A 20891-nucleotide genomic window follows, 5' to 3' on the forward strand; every position below is an offset into this window, starting at 1 on the left:
GTGGCATTTTTGCAACTAGTCGAGTGAAGCGGACCGCTTCGATTCGAGCACGATCTTATCGGAAAACCGGTTCACACTCCTTGCGCACCGCCCTTCCGGGTCTGGATCCTGCTCAGCTCCGCCATGGCTTTAGCGTATGAATCTCCCAACGGCCATGGCTGCTTTGGCAGCCGGCGCCCTGGAGCCAGCTTTCGGTGCTGCCGTTGACATAGCTTGCCAGGAAATCGCGGCACTTGCGGCCGTCCTCGGCGGCATAGGACTGCGCGATCGGCGTCACCGAGCCGCGCGCCCCCGTCTCCGGGTTCTCCCAATGCTGGCTCGAATCCTTGTCGCCCTTGCTGAGGACATCGGAGGCGGCATTGCGCGCGAAAGCGAGATCGGTCTCGGTCGGCGGGACATCCTTCCGCGCGATCGAACCGGTGAGGTCGCTATCGTCGGCTTTGGCATACGCGGTCTTGTCATTGCGGGAGAAGCTGCAGCCGCCCGCGCCAAGCCCGATCAGGACGATCGTCAGGACGAGGCCCGACGGGCGGATCGCCGATAGGCCAACGCGTCCCCATGCCCTATATAGGGTGGGAGCGGACAACAGCGCGTTTTGGGCCGCGGGACGCAACTCGGACTCCGGACATGACCGACACGACCTCGATGAAACACCAGACACCCTTAACATCCGGTGATTTCACCGCCGCAGACGAACCCTTTGCGCTGTTCGAGGCCTGGCTCAACGAGGCGATCAAGAGCGAGCCGAACGATCCGAACGCCATGGCGCTCGCGACCGTCGATCCCGACGGACTGCCCGACGTGCGCATGGTGCTGATGAAGGGCTTCGATACCGAGGGTTTTGTCTTCTACAGCCACATCGCAAGCCAGAAGGGCCGCGAACTCGCCGCAAATCCTAAGGCCGCTTTACTTTTTCACTGGAAGTCGCTGCGCCGTCAGGTCCGCATCCGCGGCAACGTGACGCCGGTGACCGACGCCGAAGCCGACGCCTATTTCGCGACCCGGCCGAAGCAGGCGCAGATCGGCGCCTGGGCCAGCAAGCAGTCCGAGGCACTGGAGAGCCGCTTCGCGTTCGAACAGGCGATCGCGAAAGTTGCGGCCAGGTACGTCATCGGCGAAGTGCCGCGGCCGCCCGGCTGGAGCGGCTGGCGCATCACGCCGCTGCGCATCGAGTTCTGGCACGACCGCCCATTCCGCCTGCACGACCGCATCGAATTTCGCCGTGACGCGGCCGGCCAGCCATGGTCCAAGACGCGGATGTACCCCTGAGCTCGGGCCGACCTGAAAGATGTCCATGCCGCATTCGTCCAACGCGCCGCGCCGCACGCTGCTCCTGACCGGAGCGAGCCGCGGCATCGGCCATGCCACCGTGATCCGATTCTCCTCCGCGGGCTGGCGCGTCATCACCTGCTCGCGGCATCCTTTCCCCGAGGACTGCCCCTGGGATGCGGGCCCCGAGGATCACATCCAGGTCGACCTCGGCAATCCTGAAGACACCGCGCGCGCCATCACCGAGATCCGCAATCGTCTCGAGGGCGGCACGCTGCATGCGCTGGTCAACAATGCCGCGATCTCGCCCAAGGGCGCCGGCGGCGCACGGCTCGGCTCGGTCGACACCGATCTCGACACCTGGACCCACGTCTTCAACGTCAACTTCTTCGCGCCGATCATGATGGCGCGCGGGCTCATCGCGGAGTTGAAAGCGGCCAAGGGCTCGGTGGTGAACGTCACCTCGATCGCGGGCTCGCGCGTGCATCCCTTTGCGGGCGCTGCCTACGCCACCTCGAAGGCCGCGCTCGCCGCGCTGACGCGCGAGATGGCCTCCGATTTCGGCCGCGTCGGCGTGCGCGTTAACGCCATCGCGCCGGGCGAGATCGACACCTCGATCCTGTCGCCGGGGACCGAAAAGATCGTCGACCAGCAGATCCCGATGCGCCGGCTCGGAACGCCCGACGAGGTCGCCAAGATCATCTATGTGCTGTGCACGGACACCTCGTCCTACGTCAACGGCGCCGAGATCCACATCAACGGCGGCCAGCACGTTTAGGCCAAGACGGCGGAAGCATGGTCCCGTTCGCGAGCAGAGCGTTCACTCTACGAACATTTGCGGCCGCCTTACCCGACCGAATTCTTCCGCAGCGTCGCGCACAAGCTCGGCCTCACCCAAGAGAGCAGCCTGATTGATCTCGGCACCGGACCCGGGCTGCTGGCGCTCGGCTTCAAGCGCATCCTCACCTACTAGTCGTCCTCGCCTGAAGCATTGGGCGACCATGTCGAGGCGGCGCTGCGCGATGTCGAGAACCATCTCGTCTCGTTCCACCGTGACGGCGCCATCGCCGAGACTATCGTCTCGACCGCGCAGATCGTGATACGCTAAAGCATGATCCGGAAAAGTGCGCAGCGGTTTTCCGAAAAGATCATGCGCAAACAACAAGCTAAAGCGCGATGACGATTCATCCTGATCTCATCGCGCTTTTTGGTGAAAGACGGAAGCAGGCGATCCAGACAACGCCGCCGCAAGACCTGGATCGCCCTTACCTTCCGTCCCTCAATCGAGTCGAATCCGACGTGACCTCTCGCGCGGCCGCGGAGCGGCCGTGCTGAACGCAGTCGAGCAGTCGTCGTCGTTCTCGCCGTCGAGCAGCGGAGCACCACAGTGCCGGCACATGCGTGCCGACATCGACGACGCCTTGCCGCTCGCCACGGCCTGACGATAGTTCGCCAGATCGATGACGTTGCGGGGCGACGTTATGTGTTTTTCAACCATGGCTGTTCCTCGCGGCTATATACTGCTTATCGCAGACAAGTTTCGCGCAAACGTTCAGCCCACCGCTCAAATTTTACCGGAGGAATTGGGGCGGAGCGCACACGTCACGGCGCGGCCGCAATCCCGCTCTATTCTGCGACACGATGCACCGCGTCTCAGCGACCGGCGTAAGATATCGGTAGGTATCTTTGCCTGACGACGCTGAACCACTACGAACGTCAAGCTGACGTTTCGAGCCTGATCTCAGCGCAAGCGCGTTCCGGATCGTGCTTCACAGCCACTTCTTGAACTTGAAGATCCAGTACGGGACGATGGCGGCGACCAGCATCATCACGAGCGCCATCGGATAGCCGTGGACCCATTCGAGCTCCGGCATCACCTTGAAGTTCATGCCGTAGATCGAGGCGATCAGCGTCGGCGGCATCAGGACAACAGCCATGACCGAAAACAGCTTGATGATGTTGTTCTGCTCGAGATTGACGACGCCGAGCATGGCGTCGAGCACGAACGTGATCTTGTTGGAGAGATAGGAGGCGTGGTCGGTCAGTGACGCCACGTCGCGCTGCATGGTCTTGAGCTGCTCGCGCATGTCCTTGGACCATTTCACGCCCTCGACCACCGCGGAGAGGAAGGTGACGACGCGGCCGATCGAGACCAGGCTCTCGCGAACCTTCGAGGTCAGATCGCCCTTGCGGCCGATCGAGATCAGGATCTGGGAATATTGCTTGGCGTGGCCGTGGCGCTCGCTCTCGGGCTCGAAGATGTCGTGCGAGACCTGGTCGATCTCGGCACCGCAGCGCTCCAAAATGTCGGCGCAACGGTCGATCACGGCGTCCAGCAGCTCCATCAGCACCATCTCGCCGGTGATGGAAGGCGTGCAGGAGCGGGCGAGCTTGGCCTCAACCAGCGCGAACGGCTTGGGCAGATCGTAACGCACCGTCACCAGGCGGTGGTCGCCGAGGATGAAGGTCACGGCCGTAGTCCGGGGCATGTCCGTGTCGGAGTGGCACATCAGCGTCGCCGTCATGTAGCGCGCGCTGTTCTCGATATAGAGGCGGCTGGAGATCTCGATCTCCTGCATGTCTTCCCGGGTCGGGATGGCGATGCCCGCGAGCCGCTCGACCGCCTTGTCCTCGGCCGCGGTCGGATTGACGAGGTCGATCCAGACCGCGCTCTCCGGCAGCGCCGAGAGATCCTCGACGACCGCCTTCTTCAGGGCACCCTCGGAGGGAACGAAAACAGAAAACATGCACCAACTCCAGCAGGGGCCTGCGACAGAATGACTGCCCTTAGCGCGATTCTGACAAGTTCATGATGACAAGCACATTAATGGAGCGTTTGCATTTGTGGCGGCGCCGTGACCCACCCGTGGCGCGGAATCGACAGTTCGGCGTCTCCCGCCCCAAAACGAGCCCAGGATCGCAAAAATTGCGGCAAAAAAGCCACAGCTTGGGTCTCGCAGCGCGGGAAAACGGCCGAAACGCTGGAATTGTGGCAGATTTCTACGATAATGGGCGCAACGGAATCGTGGTCTTGAGCTTGGCTCAAGCCCCACGAAGGCTTGCTGTTGTCGATTGGAACCAAATCATGTCGTCGCTGAAAGTTACGCTGGGTATTTTGGCTGCGGGCCTGATGCTGTCGGGCTGCATGCAGGCCACACATTTTGAGGCGACCGACACCAAGGCCTTCAAGCCGAAGGACAAGGAACTTCTCGCCAAGGTCCGGTACGAGAACACCCCGGTCGCTGAGCCGTTCCGCCGCGCCATCGTCGACTACCACCGCAAGGAATCGCCGGGCTCGATCGTGGTCGATTCCGACAATCACTACCTCTACTACGTGCTCGAGGGCGGCAAGGCGATCCGCTACGGCATCACCGTCGGCGAAGAGGCCATGGCCTGGTCCGGCATCGCCAAGGTCGGCAGCATGACCGAATGGCCGGCCTGGCATCCGACCCCGGGTGAGATTTCGCGCCTTGGCGTTCCGACCTATGTCGCGCCGGGTCCGGACAATCCGATGGGCTCCCGCGCGATGTATCTCTACTCGGGCGGCAAGGACACGCTGTTCCGCATCCACGGCACCAACCAGCCGGAATATATCGGCGCCTCGATCTCGTCGGGCTGCATCCGCCTCACCAACGAGGACGCGATCGACCTCTACAACCGCGTGAAGGTCGGCACCATCGTCGTGGTGCTCGAGCCGAAGCACGGCGACTCGCCCTACAATTCGCGCCTCGCGCTCGGCAGCAGCCAGACCGGCCAAGCCGGCAGCTACTGATCCCTTCCTGATCTCAGACGTTCAAAAGCGCCGGTTTCACCGGCGCTTTTTTGTTGCGGCCTTGGACGCTTTCTTCTCGGGCACCGGCTTGTCCTCGTGCGGAGCGGACTTCTCCGCCGCGTGGTCATCATCGCCTTCCTTTGCTTCAGGCTTGGCCGCGACCTCGCGCGGGGGAGCTTCCTCGGGCCGTTCCGCCGGCAGCAGCGGGGCGACCTGCGGCAGGGGATCCCAGACGTTCCACTGGCAGATCCGGTAGTCGTTGCGCCGCTGCGCAAGGTCGAGATGGATATGGTCTTCGTGGTACCAGTCCGAGCCCGGGCCGAGCACGGTGGAGAACCGCGAACAGACCGACTGCAGCACGCGCTCGCGCACCTCGCGCGACACGCTGCGGTCAGTGAGGCCGATCGACTGCCCGTTGGCGAGCTTGATGGCACGGACGTCAAGCGCGTTGGCCTTGGCGTGCTCGGACAGCATTGCGCCGACCACGCGATTACGACCGCGGCACTCAAAACTGTCGAAATTGTCGAGATCGCTGATGGTCGTGCCGAGGCTCGCAGCCAGCGGCACCATGTCCTTGCGCACCCAGTCGGCAATGGCGGAGGCCATGGTGCAGCGGAGAATCGCCGCTGGCTTGACCATCACCTTGCGCTTGTCCGGCAGGACGATGGCCTCGAGCCGCACCAGATCCTCGCCGCCGCAGGCGCCGGGACCGCGGATGTCGGGGATGGAGGGCGCGATCGCGATGTCCTCGGTCAGCGCGAGGCGGCAGGCCGAGAGCTGCTTCTCGGACGGCCGCGCGGTCTCGGCCGGCTTGGGAGCATTCGGCTTGTCCGGTGACGGCTTGCCCTCCGCCTCCGGCTGGTCCTCGTCGGAGGCCTTAGGGGCCTCCTCGGGCCGCGGTCTCGGAAGCGGGATCCTGGCGGAATGGACCGCCGCGCGAGGCCGTGGTGTACCAAGGCCAAAGATATCGAGCGGCGTAGCATGTTTTCGCGCCTCCGCCCGCTCCGCCAGCACAAGCGACAGCCCGAGCGTAGCGGTAACCATTGCCACGCGGGCAGACATATAGCCGCGACAAGACCATTTGCGGCGAAAGTCCGGCACGCTAAAACTCATGACAATTCTTTGGCCCAGCGCTGAGAGCGACAACCCGCCCAGCGAATTCTCGGAGGAACGTTTGAATGCTCGGTTTGATGCAAGATTGGCCCCTGCTCTGCCACCGGATCATCGAACACGCCGCCAGGATTCATGGCAAGCAGGAGGTGGTTACCCGATCGGTCGAGGGACCTATCCATCGCACCAACTATGCCGAGATCCACAAGCGCGCGCTGAAGGTCTCGCAGATGCTGGAGCGCGACGGCATCAAGCTCGGCGACCGTGTCGCAACGATCGCCTGGAACACCTGGCGCCATCTCGAAGTCTGGTACGGCATCATGGGGATCGGCGCCATCTGCCATACCGTCAATCCCCGTCTTTTCCCCGAGCAGATCGCCTGGATCGTCAACCATGCGCAGGACCGCATCGTGATGACCGACATCACCTTCGTTCCGGTCCTGGAGAAGATCGCCGACAAGCTGGAAAGCGTGGAGCGCTACATCGTGCTCACCGACAAGGAGCATATGCCGCAGACCACGCTGAAGAATGCGGTGGCCTACGAGGACTGGATCGCGCAGGCCGACGGCAAATTCAAATGGAAGGAGTTTGACGAGAACACGGCGGCCGCGATGTGCTACACCTCGGGCACCACGGGCGACCCGAAGGGCGTGCTGTACTCGCACCGCTCCAACGTGCTGCACGCGCTGATGGCCAACAATGTCGACGCGCTCGGCACCAGCGCCTCCGAGACGATGCTGCCGGTGGTGCCGCTGTTCCACGCCAACAGCTGGGGCATCGCCTTCTCCGCGCCCTCGCAAGGCACCAAGCTGGTGATGCCCGGCGCCAAGCTCGACGGTGCCTCGGTCTACGAGCTGCTCTCGACCGAGAAGGTGACGCACACCGCCGGCGTGCCCACGGTATGGCTGATGCTGCTGCAGCACATGGCCGCCAATAACCTCAAGCTGCCGGACCTCAAGATGGTGATCTGCGGCGGCTCGGCGATGCCGCGCTCGATGATCAAGGCCTTCCTCGACATGGGCTCGAACGTCCGCCACGCCTGGGGCATGACCGAGATGAGCCCGATCGGCAGCGTCGCCGCGCTGAAGCCGCCGTTCCAGAACGCGACGGGCGATGCCAAGCTCGACGTGCTCCAGATGCAGGGCTATGCGCCCTTCGGCGTGCAGATGAAGATCACCGACGATGCCGGCAAGGAGCTGCCCTGGGACGGCAAGACCTTTGGCCGCCTCAAGGTCTCCGGCCCTGCCGTCGCCAAGGCGTATTACCGGGTCGATGCCAACATCCTCGACGAGGAAGGCTTCTTCGACACTGGCGACGTCTCGACCATCGACGAGGACGGTTACATGCGGATCACCGACCGCTCCAAGGACGTGATCAAGTCCGGCGGCGAGTGGATCTCCTCGATCGACCTGGAAAACCTCGCGGTCGGCCATCCGGCCGTGGCCGAGGCCGCCGTGATCGGTGTGTTCCATCCGAAATGGGACGAACGGCCGCTCCTCATCGTTCAACTCAAGCAGGGCCAGCAGGTCACGCGCGAGGACATCCTGAAATACATGGATGGCAAGATCGCCAAATGGTGGATGCCCGATGACGTCGTCTTCGTCGACGGAATCCCGCATACGGCGACGGGCAAAATCCTGAAGACGGCGCTGCGCGACCAGTTTAAGGATTACCGCTTCCCGAACGCGGCGGCGTAGGCCCGTGGATGCACACCGCCATTCCGGGATGGTCCGAAAGGACCAGACCCGGCATCTCCAGATTCCGGGCTCGCCCTTTGGGCGCCCCGGAATGACGGGGCCGTAACAGCCCGGTCACCCTTGAATTTGCCCGCGCGCCGTGGTCTCAACGGCTCATCGTCGCGCCAGACCGGCCGGCACAGCCCAAAACCCCGGCAGAGCTCACCCGATGGCCCGCAGGTTTTCCGCTCCCTATCAGACGGAGCCCGTGTCCAGCCTCGCGAGCTGGGCGCGCAATCTGGCCGTGTTCGCGGTGGTGGCGGTGTTGGTGTCGATCCTCATCGTCCGCTTCGGCTTTCTGGAACCGAAGCCGGCGCTCGCGACCTTCTTCGGGGGCCTCGCGATTGCCGGGCTCTCCATCCTGTTCGGGCTCGCCGGCTTTGCCGCGATCTGGCAGAACGGCTCGCGCGGCATGGCGCGCATCCTGCTCGCGTTCCTGATCGACGGGATGATCCTCGCCTACCCCGCCTATCTCGGCCTGCAATACCGCAAGCTGCCGGCGATCCACGACATCACCACCGACCCGATCGACCCGCCGCGGTTCGAGGCGCTGGCCCCCCCCCTGCGCGCCGTCGAAGGCGCCAACACTGCGGTTTATGCCGGTCTCTACTCGGCCGAACAGCAGCGCCATTTCTATCCCGATATCGAGCCGATCGAGCTCGAGATCCCCGTCGACCGCGCCTATGCGATCGCGCGCCAGCTCGTCATCAAGCGCAAATGGCTTGTCATCGACGAACGCGAGCCGAGGCCGCCGCGCCGCATCGGCCGCATCGAGGCGGTGGCGCGCACGCCGATCATGGGCCTGCGCGAGGACATTTCCATCAGGGTCGTGCCCGATGGCGACGATTCCCGCGTCGACATCCGCTCCGCCTCGCGCCATTTCGAGAGCGACCTCGGCAGCAACGCGGCGCGCGTGACCAAGTTCATCGAGGACCTCAACACCGCTGCGGACGCCGATGCTCTGAAGCCGGTGAAGAAGACACCGGTGGCGCCGCCGAAGGCGCCGGCGAAGACGGTGAAGAAATGACGCGACAGCGTCATCCCGGGGCGCCGCAAAGCGGCGAACCCGGGATCTCGCGCCGCAATCTCTAGATTCCGGGACGCTAGGCGCCCGCCATCCGGTACGATCCCGTGATCACGGGATCGCCATCAGTCGCCACCACGCCGCGAGCGACGAGATCCTCAAGATGCGCCAGCACGGAATAGCCCGCGGCCGCCGTCAGCCTCGGGTCGATGCCGATATAGATCGCGCGCACCATGGTCGGGATGTCGGTCTCGCCCTTGGCGAGGCGATGCAGGATGGAGGCCTCGCGCGCCTTGCGGTGACGGATCAGAAAGCGCACGAAGCGCTGGCCGTCCGGGATTTCAGGACCGTGGCCCGAGAAATACAGATCCTCATCGCGTGCGGCGAGACGATCGAGCGATTCCATGTAATCGATCATCGAGCCGTCGGGCGGCGCCACGATCGAGGTCGACCAGCCCATCACGTGGTCGCCGACGAAATTGAACTTCCGCTCGGGCCAGGCGAACGCGAGATGATTGGCGGTGTGGCCGGGCGGTCGCCACGGCCTCGAGCCGCCAGCCGTCGCCCTCGACGACGTCGCCATGGGCGATCCTGATATCGGGCGCGAAATCGCGGTCGGCACCGGATTCCGGATTGTGCTTCTCGCTCTCGAAGCGCGGGCGCGAGGCGCGGTGCGGGCCTTCGGCATAGACGGGCGCGCCGGTCGCCTGCTTGATCCGTGTCGTGTTCGGCGAATGGTCGCGATGGGTGTGGGTGACGAAGATGTGGCTCACCGTCTCGCCGCGCACGGCATCGAGCAGTGCAGCCGCATGGGCCGCATCATCAGGACCGGGATCGATGATCGCGACGTTGCCATTGCCGACGATATAGCTGACGGTGCCGGTGAAGGTGAACGGGCTCGGATTGTTACAGAGCACGCGCCGCACGCCGGGACGGACTTCCTCGACGATTCCCGGCTTCAGCGGAAAGGTGCGGTTGAATGGGACGTCTTCGTTGTCGGACATGGCTTCTTCTTTGTTCTTTGACGTCATTCCGGGACGCCCGAAGGGCGAACTCCGGTGCGCCCTTGCGCACCTGAGAATCTCGTCATTCCGGGTTCGATGCTTGGCATCGCCTCGGAATGACGGAGAACGTAATCAGAAAAACGCCTGAATGCCCGTAATCGCGCGGCCCAGGATCAGGGCGTGGACGTCGTGAGTGCCCTCGTAGGTGTTGACCGTCTCGAGGTTATGGACGTGGCGCATCACGTGATATTCGGCCGAGATGCCGTTGCCGCCATGCATGTCGCGGGCGGCGCGGGCGATGTCGAGGGCCTTGCCGCAATTGTTGCGCTTCATGATCGAGATCATCTCGGGCGCGAACTTCCCCTCGTCCATCAGGCGGCCGACGCGAAGCGAGCCTTGCAGGCCGAGCGCGATCTCGGTCTCCATGTCGGCGAGCTTCTTCTGCACCAGCTGGGTCGCGGCAAGCGGCTTGCCGAACTGCTTGCGGTCGAGCGTGTACTGGCGGGCGCGATGCATGCAGTCCTCGGCCGCGCCCATCGCGCCCCAGGAGATGCCGTAGCGGGCGCGGTTGAGGCAGCCGAACGGGCCCTTGAGGCCGGATACGTTAGGCAGCAGCGCGTCCTCGGGAACCACGACGCCGTCCATCACGACTTCGCCGGTGATCGAGGCGCGGAGCGACAGCTTGCCGCCGATCTTCGGCGCGGACAGGCCCTTCATGCCCTTCTCCAGCACGAAGCCGCGGATCTGGTTGTCGTGCTCGGCCGACTTAGCCCAGACCACGAACACGTCGGCGATCGGCGCGTTGGAGATCCACATCTTGCTGCCGGTCAGGCGATAGCCGTCCGACACCTTCTCGGCGCGGGTCTTCATGCCGGCCGGATCGGAGCCGGCATCGGGCTCGGTCAGGCCGAAGCAGCCGACCCACTCGCCGCTGGCGAGCTTGGGCAGGTACTTCTTGCGCTGGTTCTCGTCGCCATAGGCGTAGATCGGATACATTACCAGCGAGGACTGCACCGAGTTCATCGAGCGATAGCCGGAGTCGACCCGCTCGATCTCGCGCGCGACGAGGCCATAGGCGACGTAGCTCGCGTTGGCGCAGCCATATTCCTCGGGCAGCGTGATGCCGATGAGGCCGAGCTCGCCCATCTCGTTGAAGATCTCGCGATCGGTCTTCTCTTCGAGATAGGCCTTGGAGACGCGCGGCAGCAGCTTGTCCTGGGCATAGGCGCGTGCGGTGTCGCGCACCATGCGCTCGTCTTCGGTGAGTTGCTCGTCGAGCAGGAACGGATCGTCCCACTGGAAGGAAGCCGCAGCCGGCTTGTCCTTGATCTGAGGGCGCACGCTCATGAAACGTCCTTTCGCGTCTGGTTCCGTCAAATAAATTGCCCGACAAATTAAAGCGCCGCGGCAACAAGTGCAATGCATCCTGGTTTCGGTCATTCCGGGGTGATGCGAAGCATGGCGCTTTCAGCGCCATCCCGGGATGACACTGCGTGTCAGCTCTCGAGCTGCTCGTTGGCAACGATCTCGATGCCGAAGCCCGACAGGCCCTTGTAGTCGTGCACCGAGGAGGTGAGATGGCGGATCGAGGTGACGCCGAGATCGCGCAAAATCTGAGCGCCGACGCCGACCTCGCGCCACTGGCGGTTGCGATCGGCCTCGGTCGCCGTCTCGTCCGACAGCGGCGACACGGGAACACCGGCCGCACCGTCGCGCAAGTACACCAGCACGCCACGGCCGGATTTCTTGAAATGCTCGAGCACCGCCGCCATGCGCTTGTGGCCGGTGAAGGTGTCCTTGACGATGTTGGGCTTGTGAAAGCGCGTCAGCACGTTCTTGCCGTCTCCGACGCCGTTATAGACGAAGGCAACGTGGGCGATGGAGTCGAAGGGCGAGCGGTAGGCGTAGCCCTGCAAAGGGCCGATCGGGCTTTCGGTGACGAAGGTCGAGACCCGCTCGATCAGTTTCTCGCGCGCCTGACGGTAGGCGATCATGTCGGCGATAGTGACGTGCTTGAGCTTGTGCCGGGCGGCGAACTGCGCGACCTGCTCGCCCTTCATCACGCTGCCGTCGTCGTTCATCAGCTCGCTGATGACGCCGACCGGCGGCAGGCCGGAGAGCTTGCAGAGATCGACGGCGGCCTCGGTATGGCCGGAGCGCAGGAGCACGCCGCCATCCTTGGCGATCAGCGGAAAGATGTGGCCCGGGCGGGCGAAGTCGTTGGCGCCGACATTGGGATTGGACAGCGCGCGGCAGCACGAGGCGCGCTCCTCGGCCGAGATGCCGGTGCCGCCGTCGGGCTTGTAGTCGATCGAGACCGTGAAGGCGGTGGTGTGCGCGGAATCGTTGTGGGCGACCATCGGATCGAGCCGCAGGCGGCGCGCGTCCTCGGTGGTCACGGGCGCGCAGACGATGCCGGAGGTGTGGCGGATGATGAACGCCATCTTCTCGGCGGTGCAGAGCGAAGCGGCGACGATCAGATCGCCCTCGCCCTCACGGTCTTCGTCGTCGGTGACGACCACGAGCTCGCCCCGGGCAAAGGCCTGCAAGACTTCCTGAACGCTATCGGGCATGTCCCAATCTCTATCGGTTACGAGCGGGAGGCTTAGCCGGACTCTCGCCGGGGCGCTAGTGTCCTGGACGCAACCGCATATTCCGGCTCGCGGGCCTGCCCGCGGCTTTCAGGCTTGCACCGCAGATATCAGCGATATAGGCGCGGATGCCCCAGGGGGAAGACCGCCGTCAGGGCAGCACTTCGCGCCGCTCGCCGAGCCGCAGGTCGAGCTCGGCGCGCTTGTCGGCCAGAAGCCCGGCCTGGGCCGCTTCGATCACGGTAAAGAGCTCATGAGCATCGCTGAGCCGGGGCACGGTGACGTAGCTGGCGCCGGCCTCATAGAGCTCGCCGACATCGGCCAGGAAGTCGGCCGTGGCCACGATCAGGGCGGTCGGGTTCAGCGCGCGGACGTGGCGGACCAGCTTCTCGTTGGTGGCGCCCTTGAGCAGCGAATCCGGCACGCTGAGGATGATCATCTCGGACTTGCCGACGCCGGCATGGAGCAGCGTGTCGACATTGCTGATGTCGCCATAGATCACGTGCAGGCCGCGCGACAGCAGCGTCTGGTACACATTGGGGTTGAAGTCGACCACGGTGATCTGCTCGAGCAGCACCGGCGCCTGCCGTTCGATCTCGGCGAGCAGCGCGCTCGCCGCACGGAAAAAGCCGAGGATGACGATGCGGCGGGCCTCGCCGTGGCCAGCCTCGTGGCCCTCGTCGCCGCGCGCCTGGCCGTGGTCGAGATCCTTCAGGCCGATGCGCTTCAACGGGCCGATCGCCCAGCGGGTGATCTCGTCGCTGCGGCTCATCGCGAAGGTCGAGAGCACCGCCAGCACCACGAAGGCGAAGGACGCCGCATTCGCCGTCTCGGCTGCGATGTGGTGGTCGGTGATGCCGGTCTGGATCACCACCAGCGAGAACTCGGAGATTTGCGCTAGGTTTAGCGCCGGCAGCAGGCTGGCGCGCAGGCCCTGCTTCATCAGGTAGAGCGGGGTGAAGGTGGTGACGAGCCGGCTCACCACCGTGAACGCCGCGATCATAAGCGCCAAGCCGATCACGGAAAGGCCCGGCACGGGAATGGTCATGCCGAGCGCGACGAAGAACAGCGTGATGAAGAAGTCGCGGAGCGTCGTGACCTTGGCGGTGACGTCGAGCGCATAGGGAAAGGTCGAGAGCGAGACGCCGGCAATCAGCGCGCCCATCTCGCGCGACAGCGACAGCCGCTCGGCGGTCTCGGCGACGAGAAAGCACCAGGCCAGCGCGCCGAGCAGGATCAGCTCCGGCCGCCGGGCGATCTGGTGAAACAGGCGCGGCAGCACATAGCGGCTGACCAGCAGCGCAGCCGCGACCAGCACCGCGACGCGGCCGATCGAGAGCAGGATGACGGTGAATTCCAGATTGGCGAGGCTCGGCTGCACCGCCAGGAATAGGATGGCGAAGATATCCTGGAGCACCAAGACGCCGAGGGTGATGCGGCCCGGCAGCGTATCGAGCTCGCGCTTCTCGTAGAGCACCTTGACGATGACGACCGTGCTCGACAGCGCGCAGGCGACGCAGAGATAGAGCGCATCGAAATGGCCGCCGCCGAGCGACAGGCCGATGCCGACGAAGAACAGCACCCCGAGCAGGCAGCCGCCGAGCAGCTGGCCGCCCGCCGCGAACAGGATCACCTTGCCCGCCCGTACGATCTTCTTCAGGTCGATCTCGAGGCCAATCATGAACAGCATGAAGATCAGGCCGAGCTCGGAGATGACGCTGATCGATTCCTGCGACTTGACCCAGCCGGCGCCGAATGGACCTATGCAGAAGCCGGCGATAAGGTAGGCCAGGATCAGCGGTTGCCGCGAGAAATGGGCTAAAAGGCCCAGCATCCAGGCAAACAGGATACAAAGAGTGATGTCGCGAATGAGTTCGTGCATGCCAAATCGGTCCGTTTTGCCGCACCCTAGTGGCCGAGTGCAGCGCGGCAAGCGAGCAATTCGTCACATGCGGATGGTGCTCTGGCTGATAGCCCTGCTAGGTTCGTTCGCGCCTGCGATCGCTCAGCCCAAGGTCAATATCGAGCAGACCTTTGCCGACTCGCTCACCGCGGTGCCGAAGGAGGAACTGGCCGTCTCCGGCGGGTTCTACGTGCCGGCCTATTCCAGCGTGGCGATGAGCCAGGGCAAGCTGCGTGTCGACTTCTCGGTCACGCTAAGCGTGCACAACGCCTCCGAGACGCAAGCACTGGTGGTCAAACGCATCGCCTATTTCGACACGGCCGGCAAGCAGGTCGAGACCTATCTGAAGGCGCCTGTCGCCTTGAAGCCGCTGGCCACCGTCTCGCTCTTTATCGCGACCGACGACGTGCGCGGCGGGACCGGCGCCAATTTCCTGGTCGACTGGGCGGCGACGGGCGAGATCGCCGAGCCGGTGGTCGAGGCCTTGATGGTTGGCGGCGTCGCCAATGCGCATTACGCTTTCATCAGCGTGGGCCGTCCGACGCGGACGGTCGGCAAGCAGTGAGGCCGTCGGCGCAACGCCGGCCGGCTCAACAAAAACAAGATGAGGAACGCTCCCATGACGTCCAGCTTCGATTTCGCGCCCCTGTTTCCCGCAGGGCTGCCGGCCCCTTCTGCGCGCTGGACGGGCCTTGCCAAATACAGCTTTGTCGGCGGTAACAACGACTCCGAGCAGCTGCCGCTCGACGGCCTGATCGAGGCGACCAACTCGGTCCTGCAACGCGAGGGGCGCTCGCTCGCCACCTACGGGCTGGCGCATGGTCCGCAAGGCTATTTGCCCCTGCGCGAGTTCCTCGTGACGAAACTCAAGCGCGATGCCGGCATCAACTGCACAGTCGACGATCTCCTGATCGTGTCTGGCTCGCTGCAGGCGCTCGACCTCGTCAACAGCACGCTGCTGACGCGCGGCGACACCGTGATCTTCGAGCAGGAGAGCTACCAGGGCTCGTTGACCCGCCTCGCGCGGCTCGGCGTTAACGTGGTCGGCATCCCGCTCGACAAGGACGGCATGCGCATGGAGGTACTTGCCTCGGCATTGGCCGATCTGAAACGCCGCGGCATCCGTCCCAAATACATCTATACCATTCCTACCGTGCAGAACCCGACCGGCACCATCATGCCGGAGAGCCGCCGCGCCGAGCTGATACGGCTCGCGACCCAATACGGCGTGCCGATCTTCGAGGACGATTGCTATGCGGACCTCGTCTGGTCGGGACAGCGGCCGCCGGCAATCTACGCGATGAGCCCGCATGGTGGCGTGATCCATATCGGCTCGTTCTCGAAGTCGATCGCGCCGGCGCTGCGCGTCGGCTTCGTCGTCGCGCCCTGGGATGTGATGTCGCGGATGCTGGCGCTGAAGACGGACGCCGGCTCCGGCGCGCTGGAGCAGATGGTGCTCGCGGCCTATTGCAAGCCGCATTTTGCGAGCCACGTGCCGGCGCTGACGAAGGCGCTGCGCACCAAGCTCGATACGCTGATGGAGGCGCTGAACGAGCAGTTCGGCACCGCAGCCGAGTTCGAGGAGCCGAAGGGCGGCATCTTCCTCTGGGTCAAGCTGCCCGACCAGGTCGATACGCTAAGGCTGTATCAGGCCGCGCTCGCGGCGGGCGTCTCGATCAATCCGGGGCCGGAATGGTCGACCAATAAGAGCCATTCCGGCTCGCGGCTGCGGCTGTGCTTTGCGAGCCCCTCGCATCAGCAGATCCGCGAAGGCGTCGCCGTGCTGGCTGAGGTCTGCCGCAAGGAGTTCGGACTGCCGGCCCGCAGCGCCAATGTGGAGAAACGGGCCTGAGGCTCGCTTAGGCTGCCTGGGGCTGGCTGCCGTGGATCGCAGCGGCCAGCCGCAGCAGCAGCACGATGGAGACGTTGCCCTTGCCGGCCTCGATCTGGGCGATGTAGCGCTCGGAGATTCCGGAGCGGCGGGCCAGCTCCCGGCGCGACAGCTCGCAGCGCGTGCGCGAGGTTCTCAGGCGTTCGCCGAGCTCGGCCAGAAACGCGGCCTCGGAATAAGGCGGCACGGCACAGCTGCCCGGCAGCACCTCGCCCGCGAAATCCATGACTTGATCCAGCATCGCTCTCACCACGCATCGCCTTCGGGAGCGCCATCCTACGCCTGATACCATCGGCCTCATTGACGCGGATCAAATTCGCGCGCGATCGGCAGCCGCCGTGGACGATCGCGCCCGGAATGCTAACGCGCGATGACGTTGGGATGAATCGTCACCGCGCTTTAGGTTGTGTTTGAGCATGATCTTGTCGGAAAACCGCTTCGCGCTTTCCCCGATCATGCTTTAGAATTTGGAATTGTTCGAGGCGGGGTTTTTCAGGATATGACGTGTTGTCTCAGCCGCTGGACCACGGCGGCGGTGCTATCGATTGCGTTGACGTCCACGGCCGGCGCAGGGACGCTGGCAGTGACGGTCGAGCAATGGGGCCTGCTCGGCGCATGGGCGGTCGATTGCGCAGCAAGTCCCGACCGCGACAAGGGCGCGCGGCTCACTTACGAAATCCGGAAGGACGGCCGGGTGATGTACCGGCGCAATTTCGGCGAAGCCAAGGACGAGAACGAGGTCGTGTCCGCGACGGTCAACGCCGAGGGCCTGCTCAATGTGATGGTCTACTTCCCTTCGATGCAGCAGACGCGCGAATTCGGCCTGCTGCTGTTGAAGGACGGCGGCTTGCGCGCAATCTACAATCGCAGCGAGCGCGGCATCTACACTATCAGGGACGGCAAATACGTTGGCACGGGCGAGCTGACGCCGGTGCAGCAGCGCTGCGATTAGCCATTGCGTTTGAGCACGGTCTTTCCGGGCTCATGCTCTGCCTGAATATCCATTCAGAAATCTCCTCCCGTTCCTCCGGAACGTTCATGCGAATGCGCGGTTTAGATTTGCATTCGATTGGAGGAGGACATCATGAAGAAGCTTGGTTATGTGGTTGCGGCGCTGGGCGCGCTCGTGATCGCGGCGCCGACGCTGGCCAGCGCCGAGACGGTGGTGATCAAGCGCGGTCATCATCACGGCCCGTACGCCGCCCACGCCGAGTACGGCATGCATCGCGACCACGGCTGGCATCGCGGCTGGCACCATCGCGACCGGGTCGTCGTGATCAAGCACAGCCATCGTCACCACTGGGACTAATGCGCAACGCAACATGGAGATGGCCCCTCGCGGGGCCATTTCTTTGCGTGTTTGAAGTTTCAGCGGGGACTAATCCCACGCCGGCGCAAAAACCGGGCTGACGCAGCGCTTGTCCTTGGGCTGCGCGGCGATCTTCCTGCGGTCGGCATCGTCGAGCGTGATCTTCAGCGCGTCGAGATTGGCCTGCTGGCTCTCGCGGCGCGAAGCCTTTGGAATCGCGGCGACGCCGTTCTGGTCGAGCAGCCATTTCAGCGCGACCTGGGCTGCGGTCGCATTGTGCTTGGCGCCGATCTCGGCCAGCACCGGATCGGAGGCGATGCGCCCCTGCGCGAGCGGGGCAATAGGCGACCAGCGGGATCGATTTGGCGTTGAGATACGCCAGCACCTTCGATTGATCGAGCATGGCGTGATATTCGATCTGGTTGCAGGCGATCGGCGCCCTGATGTCCTCGACGGCGATCTTGAGCAGCGCCGTGGTGAAATTGGCAACGCCAATCGCCCGCGTACGCCCATCCTCCTTCAGCTTCATCAGGGTCTCGAACACCGCACCCCAATTGGCCGACTTCGACGGCCAGTGCACGAGATAGAGATCGGCATGGTCGAGCCGAAGCTTGCTCAGGCTGGCGTCGAAAGCGCGGCGGATGGCGTCGGGGCTGAGGTTCTCGTGCCAGACCTTGGTCGTGACGTGCAACTCGCCACGCGGCAGCCGGGCCGCGGCCAGCGCGGCGCCGATGGCTTCCTCGTTGGCGTACATTTCGGCGGTGTCGATGTGCCGGTAGCCGATCGCAAGCGCGCTCTCGACCGCGGCGCGGCAGGCATCGCCCTGCATGCGGAAGGTGCCGAGGCCGAGCTTGGGCATGCCGATGCCCTGTGTCTCCAGATGATCCATAAGTCAACTCCTGACGTCATTCATGCCGCCAGACACGCGGTGGACCGCGGGGACAGACTCTTCGGTGATGGAAAAGAGGTGGCGGGAGGAGGCAGTGTAGCGCGTGAGGCGCAAGGCGGCCAATCAAGATGGAGTTAAGCCCCCGCCGTCATGCCCGGGGCTGTCCCGGGCATCCACGTTGTTCGTGCTAGGCAAGACGTGGATGGCCGGGTCAAGCCCGGCGATGACGACGCAGAGACTGCACGCCGCTCACGAATGCTGCGCCACCTCGGCAGGGCGCGGCTGCGGCTCGATGTCGACCGACCAGAGGTCGTGGTTGTCGACGTCCTTCAGGGTCACGGTCATGACGCCGCTACGGCCGTCGATGTCGACGCGGCCGAAGAACTGGAGGCCGAAGCTCGGCGCGAGGTTGTCGCCCTGCGTCTCGCTGCAGCCGTTCTGGTACATCGCGACCGGGCCAAACGTGTTGTCGAGCTCTCCCGGGCCCCAGGTGCCGGCGTGCAGCGGGCCCGAGACGAACTCCCAGAACGGCTCGAAATCCTGGAACTGGGCTTTGTTCGGATCGTAGTAATGCGCGGCGGTGTAGTGCATGTCGGCGGTGAGCCAGACGATGTTGCGGATGCCGGCGCGCTTGATCGCGCTGAGCAGATCGGCAATCTCGTGCTCGCGCCGGTCGGGCGCGCCATTGCCGAGCGCTACGGCGTCCAGGCTGACGAGGCCGATCGGCAGGTCGGCCGCAATCACCTTCCAGGTTGCGCACGAGGCGGCGAGCTCCCGCTTCAGCCAAGCGAGCTGCTCGGCGCCTAGAATCCAGCCGCGATGATCGTCGCCCTTGTTCCAGGTCTCATCGCGATAGCTGCGCATGTCGATCATGAACACGTCGAGCAGCGGCCCGTAAGCAATCTTGCGATAGACCCGGCCCTTGCGCGCGCCGATGTCGCGGATCGGCATGAAGTCGAAGAAGGCGCGTCGGGCGCGCGCAACGAGCCACGGGGTGCCGTCGTCTTCAAAGCCGGCGTCATCGTAGCTGCCGGTGGGCGACCAGTCGTTGGTCACTTCGTGATCGTCCCACTGTGCGAACATCGGCACTTCGGCGTGGAAGGCGTGGAAGTTTTCGTCGAGATGGTTGTATTTGTAGTTGCCGCGGAACTGCGCCAGGGTGTGCGCGACCTCGGTTTTCTCCTCGGTCACCACATTGCGCCAGATCTCCCCGTTCGGCAGCTTCTGCTCGGACGGGATCGTGCAGTCGGCGTAGATGTGATCGCCGGAATGGATGAAGAAGTCCGGGCGGTTGTCGAGCATGGTACGATAGCTGCGATAGCCGCCACGCGCGACGTCGATGCCCCAGCCCTGCCCCGCGACATCGCCCGACCACACGAACGAGATCGATCGGCCGGCCGCCGGCGTGGTGCGGAAATGACCGGTGCGGCTTTCGCCGGCAATGCCGGTCGCGATGTCATCGAAGCGCACGCGATAGAAGATGTCCTGCCCGGGCGGCAAGTCGTTCAGCAGGAGCTTTGCGGTGCAGTCGGCATCAGGCAGCGCGTGGCGCGAGGCGGATGCGATGATTGTCTTGAAGCTCTCGAGGGTGGAGCACTCCACCTGCATGCGTGCGGGCCGGTCCGCGCGCGCCCAGATCACGGCGGAGCCATCGGAGACATCACCGGACTGGATGCCGCCCGCGATCTGCGGGCGATCGGCGGCGCGGCTGATCGCAGGCTTCGCAAGCGAGGCGATGGCGAGACTTGAGGCGGAGCGGACCAGGAATTGCCGCCGGGTCCATGCGCACGAAGCGCGGAGCGATGCCATTCAGGAGACCTTCGTCGAATCGCGACGGAAGGTGCCTGCGCTCCTTGACTTCGGGCTTACGGTTTCTTGACTCCACGCCTACGGTTTTGCGACGCGGAGATGACGCGCGCGGAACTAACTACCGCTTCCAATTGCAGATACCGCCGGAGCGGCACGGCCAGGTCTGGATGCGGGTGTCCATCGCCTGCGCGTCGAGCGGATTGCCGCGGCGATGTGCTAGCTTGGTTCGCGCGGCACCGCGCGGCTGGGCGCTCCTGGCATGCGCGACTTTCGGCTCGGGCACATGCACGCGCTCGGCGGCGACCTTCTTCGGCACATCCATCGGCTCGACCTGGGCCTGCGCCTCGTTGCCGCCCTTGGCCTGGAGCGCCACCGGCGCGAACTGCGTCTCGGGCCCGAGCCGCTTCGGCGACAGCACGGCCTTGGAGAGATCAAGACCGAGATATTCGTCGGGCTTGTAGTCCTCAGCGCGTGCGAGACCGCCCCATGCGAGCACGAGGGCAATGGCAACCGCAAAAGGCACGCTTTTCAGGACCACGGACTCCTCCTGAAATTGAATTATCAAAGGGCATAAGCTACCCCTA

General features: G+C 64.4%; 20 protein-coding genes and 2 pseudogenes. 10 read left to right on the forward strand and 12 right to left on the reverse strand.

Translation table 11 applies throughout. The features are described 5' to 3' along the window. Positions 1 to 112: 112 nt before the first annotated feature. Positions 113 to 670: an RT0821/Lpp0805 family surface protein gene (locus ACVWY3_RS19760; protein ID WP_456839973.1), complete on the reverse strand. Its 558-nt coding sequence runs from the start codon at positions 668 to 670 to the stop codon at positions 113 to 115. Between ACVWY3_RS19760 and pdxH the strand changes: the two genes are divergently transcribed. The 3 genes from pdxH to ACVWY3_RS19775 are packed head-to-tail and all read left to right on the forward strand — an operon-like array spanning position 628 to position 2242. Further along, entirely contained in the window at positions 628 to 1269 is a 642-nt protein-coding gene (pdxH, locus tag ACVWY3_RS19765) for a pyridoxamine 5'-phosphate oxidase (protein WP_235539765.1), read from the forward strand. The genes ACVWY3_RS19760 and pdxH overlap by 43 nt on opposite strands. 25 nt (positions 1270 to 1294) lie before the next feature. Beyond that, positions 1295 to 2047: an SDR family NAD(P)-dependent oxidoreductase gene (locus ACVWY3_RS19770; RefSeq protein ID WP_456843401.1), complete on the forward strand. Its 753-nt coding sequence runs from the start codon at positions 1295 to 1297 to the stop codon at positions 2045 to 2047. A 57-nt stretch (positions 2048 to 2104) separates the two neighbouring features. Continuing rightward, positions 2105 to 2242, forward strand: coding sequence for a hypothetical protein (locus ACVWY3_RS19775; protein WP_456839974.1), 138 nt, complete (start codon positions 2105 to 2107; stop codon positions 2240 to 2242). A gap of 306 nt (positions 2243 to 2548) precedes the next feature. Here ACVWY3_RS19775 and ACVWY3_RS19780 read toward each other — a convergent pair whose 3' ends face one another. Next, entirely contained in the window at positions 2549 to 2767 is a 219-nt protein-coding gene (locus tag ACVWY3_RS19780; protein ID WP_283081168.1) for a hypothetical protein, read from the reverse strand. Between the two features lie 271 nt (positions 2768 to 3038). Next, on the reverse strand, positions 3039 to 4016 hold the full coding sequence (locus tag ACVWY3_RS19785; RefSeq protein WP_456839975.1) for a magnesium transporter CorA family protein: 978 nt from the start codon (positions 4014 to 4016) through the stop codon (positions 3039 to 3041). Between the two features lie 338 nt (positions 4017 to 4354). Between ACVWY3_RS19785 and ACVWY3_RS19790 the strand changes: the two genes are divergently transcribed. Then, positions 4355 to 5041, forward strand: a complete 687-nt coding sequence (locus ACVWY3_RS19790) for a L,D-transpeptidase (protein WP_456839976.1) — start codon at positions 4355 to 4357, stop codon at positions 5039 to 5041. Positions 5042 to 5077: 36 nt separating this feature from the next. Here the strand turns inward: ACVWY3_RS19790 and ACVWY3_RS19795 are convergent, their stop codons facing one another. Beyond that, complete coding sequence (locus ACVWY3_RS19795; RefSeq protein ID WP_456839977.1) at positions 5078 to 6154, reverse strand: extensin family protein; 1077 nt, start codon at positions 6152 to 6154, stop codon at positions 5078 to 5080. Between the two features lie 65 nt (positions 6155 to 6219). Here ACVWY3_RS19795 and ACVWY3_RS19800 point away from each other — a divergent pair, with 65 nt between their 5' ends. Beyond that, entirely contained in the window at positions 6220 to 7848 is a 1629-nt protein-coding gene (locus ACVWY3_RS19800) for a fatty-acid--CoA ligase (RefSeq protein ID WP_456839978.1), read from the forward strand. A gap of 208 nt (positions 7849 to 8056) precedes the next feature. Continuing rightward, on the forward strand, positions 8057 to 8914 hold the full coding sequence (locus tag ACVWY3_RS19805; RefSeq protein WP_456839979.1) for a DUF1499 domain-containing protein: 858 nt from the start codon (positions 8057 to 8059) through the stop codon (positions 8912 to 8914). A gap of 76 nt (positions 8915 to 8990) precedes the next feature. On the opposite strand, the pseudogene ACVWY3_RS19810 reads toward ACVWY3_RS19805, so the two are convergent. The 4 genes and pseudogenes from ACVWY3_RS19810 to ACVWY3_RS19825 all read right to left on the reverse strand — a co-directional run bounded on the left by ACVWY3_RS19810 (position 8991) and on the right by ACVWY3_RS19825 (position 14388). Further along, a pseudogene (locus ACVWY3_RS19810) lies at positions 8991 to 9915 on the reverse strand (MBL fold metallo-hydrolase). A gap of 132 nt (positions 9916 to 10047) precedes the next feature. Further along, on the reverse strand, positions 10048 to 11262 hold the full coding sequence (locus ACVWY3_RS19815; protein ID WP_456839980.1) for an acyl-CoA dehydrogenase: 1215 nt from the start codon (positions 11260 to 11262) through the stop codon (positions 10048 to 10050). A gap of 149 nt (positions 11263 to 11411) precedes the next feature. Beyond that, positions 11412 to 12488 carry a 3,4-dihydroxy-2-butanone-4-phosphate synthase gene (ribB, locus tag ACVWY3_RS19820; protein ID WP_456839981.1) on the reverse strand — a complete coding sequence of 359 codons (1077 nt, stop codon included), beginning with the start codon at positions 12486 to 12488 and terminating at the stop codon, positions 11412 to 11414. Positions 12489 to 12657: 169 nt separating this feature from the next. Continuing rightward, entirely contained in the window at positions 12658 to 14388 is a 1731-nt protein-coding gene (locus tag ACVWY3_RS19825) for a cation:proton antiporter domain-containing protein (RefSeq protein WP_456839982.1), read from the reverse strand. A gap of 67 nt (positions 14389 to 14455) precedes the next feature. On the opposite strand from ACVWY3_RS19825, the gene ACVWY3_RS19830 reads away from it, so the two are divergent. Both ACVWY3_RS19830 and ACVWY3_RS19835 read left to right on the forward strand, forming a co-directional pair. Next, positions 14456 to 14974 (forward strand): DUF3124 domain-containing protein, encoded by a 519-nt coding sequence (locus ACVWY3_RS19830; RefSeq protein WP_456839983.1) that lies wholly within the window; start codon positions 14456 to 14458, stop codon positions 14972 to 14974. Positions 14975 to 15028: 54 nt separating this feature from the next. Further along, positions 15029 to 16261, forward strand: a complete 1233-nt coding sequence (locus tag ACVWY3_RS19835) for an aminotransferase-like domain-containing protein (RefSeq protein ID WP_456839984.1) — start codon at positions 15029 to 15031, stop codon at positions 16259 to 16261. A gap of 7 nt (positions 16262 to 16268) precedes the next feature. Here the strand turns inward: ACVWY3_RS19835 and ACVWY3_RS19840 are convergent, their stop codons facing one another. Further along, positions 16269 to 16541: a helix-turn-helix domain-containing protein gene (locus ACVWY3_RS19840; RefSeq protein WP_456839985.1), complete on the reverse strand. Its 273-nt coding sequence runs from the start codon at positions 16539 to 16541 to the stop codon at positions 16269 to 16271. Between the two features lie 258 nt (positions 16542 to 16799). On the opposite strand from ACVWY3_RS19840, the gene ACVWY3_RS19845 reads away from it, so the two are divergent. Next, positions 16800 to 17252, forward strand: coding sequence for a hypothetical protein (locus tag ACVWY3_RS19845; RefSeq protein ID WP_456839986.1), 453 nt, complete (start codon positions 16800 to 16802; stop codon positions 17250 to 17252). A 132-nt stretch (positions 17253 to 17384) separates the two neighbouring features. Then, positions 17385 to 17609, forward strand: a complete 225-nt coding sequence (locus tag ACVWY3_RS19850; protein ID WP_456839987.1) for a hypothetical protein — start codon at positions 17385 to 17387, stop codon at positions 17607 to 17609. Positions 17610 to 17678: 69 nt separating this feature from the next. On the opposite strand, the pseudogene ACVWY3_RS19855 reads toward ACVWY3_RS19850, so the two are convergent. The 3 genes and pseudogenes from ACVWY3_RS19855 to ACVWY3_RS19865 form a co-directional block, all read right to left on the reverse strand. Continuing rightward, positions 17679 to 18498, reverse strand: a pseudogene (locus ACVWY3_RS19855) (aldo/keto reductase). A gap of 249 nt (positions 18499 to 18747) precedes the next feature. Continuing rightward, positions 18748 to 20307 carry an alkaline phosphatase D family protein gene (locus ACVWY3_RS19860; protein WP_456839988.1) on the reverse strand — a complete coding sequence of 520 codons (1560 nt, stop codon included), beginning with the start codon at positions 20305 to 20307 and terminating at the stop codon, positions 18748 to 18750. A gap of 118 nt (positions 20308 to 20425) precedes the next feature. Beyond that, positions 20426 to 20845 (reverse strand): hypothetical protein, encoded by a 420-nt coding sequence (locus ACVWY3_RS19865; RefSeq protein WP_456839989.1) that lies wholly within the window; start codon positions 20843 to 20845, stop codon positions 20426 to 20428. Positions 20846 to 20891 lie beyond the last annotated feature (46 nt).

This window comes from Bradyrhizobium sp. USDA 4486, assembly GCF_054057995.1.

Bases quoted from the DNA above. Each gene is read 5' to 3' on its own strand.
- pdxH (WP_235539765.1), top strand. From the start codon at position 628: ATGACCGACACGACCTCGATGAAACACCAGACACCCTTAACATCCGGT.
- ACVWY3_RS19760 (WP_456839973.1), bottom strand. From the start codon at position 670: ATGTTAAGGGTGTCTGGTGTTTCATCGAGGTCGTGTCGGTCATGTCCG.
- ACVWY3_RS19770 (WP_456843401.1), top strand. From the start codon at position 1,295: ATGCCGCATTCGTCCAACGCGCCGCGCCGCACGCTGCTCCTGACCGGA.
- ACVWY3_RS19780 (WP_283081168.1), bottom strand. From the start codon at position 2,767: ATGGTTGAAAAACACATAACGTCGCCCCGCAACGTCATCGATCTGGCG.
- ACVWY3_RS19785 (WP_456839975.1), bottom strand. From the start codon at position 4,016: ATGTTTTCTGTTTTCGTTCCCTCCGAGGGTGCCCTGAAGAAGGCGGTC.
- ACVWY3_RS19790 (WP_456839976.1), top strand. From the start codon at position 4,355: ATGTCGTCGCTGAAAGTTACGCTGGGTATTTTGGCTGCGGGCCTGATG.
- ACVWY3_RS19795 (WP_456839977.1), bottom strand. From the start codon at position 6,154: ATGAGTTTTAGCGTGCCGGACTTTCGCCGCAAATGGTCTTGTCGCGGC.
- ACVWY3_RS19800 (WP_456839978.1), top strand. From the start codon at position 6,220: ATGCTCGGTTTGATGCAAGATTGGCCCCTGCTCTGCCACCGGATCATC.
- ACVWY3_RS19805 (WP_456839979.1), top strand. From the start codon at position 8,057: ATGGCCCGCAGGTTTTCCGCTCCCTATCAGACGGAGCCCGTGTCCAGC.
- ACVWY3_RS19815 (WP_456839980.1), bottom strand. From the start codon at position 11,262: ATGAGCGTGCGCCCTCAGATCAAGGACAAGCCGGCTGCGGCTTCCTTC.
- ribB (WP_456839981.1), bottom strand. From the start codon at position 12,488: ATGCCCGATAGCGTTCAGGAAGTCTTGCAGGCCTTTGCCCGGGGCGAG.
- ACVWY3_RS19825 (WP_456839982.1), bottom strand. From the start codon at position 14,388: ATGCACGAACTCATTCGCGACATCACTCTTTGTATCCTGTTTGCCTGG.
- ACVWY3_RS19830 (WP_456839983.1), top strand. From the start codon at position 14,456: ATGCGGATGGTGCTCTGGCTGATAGCCCTGCTAGGTTCGTTCGCGCCT.
- ACVWY3_RS19835 (WP_456839984.1), top strand. From the start codon at position 15,029: ATGACGTCCAGCTTCGATTTCGCGCCCCTGTTTCCCGCAGGGCTGCCG.
- ACVWY3_RS19840 (WP_456839985.1), bottom strand. From the start codon at position 16,541: ATGCTGGATCAAGTCATGGATTTCGCGGGCGAGGTGCTGCCGGGCAGC.
- ACVWY3_RS19845 (WP_456839986.1), top strand. From the start codon at position 16,800: ATGACGTGTTGTCTCAGCCGCTGGACCACGGCGGCGGTGCTATCGATT.
- ACVWY3_RS19850 (WP_456839987.1), top strand. From the start codon at position 17,385: ATGAAGAAGCTTGGTTATGTGGTTGCGGCGCTGGGCGCGCTCGTGATC.
- ACVWY3_RS19860 (WP_456839988.1), bottom strand. From the start codon at position 20,307: ATGGCATCGCTCCGCGCTTCGTGCGCATGGACCCGGCGGCAATTCCTG.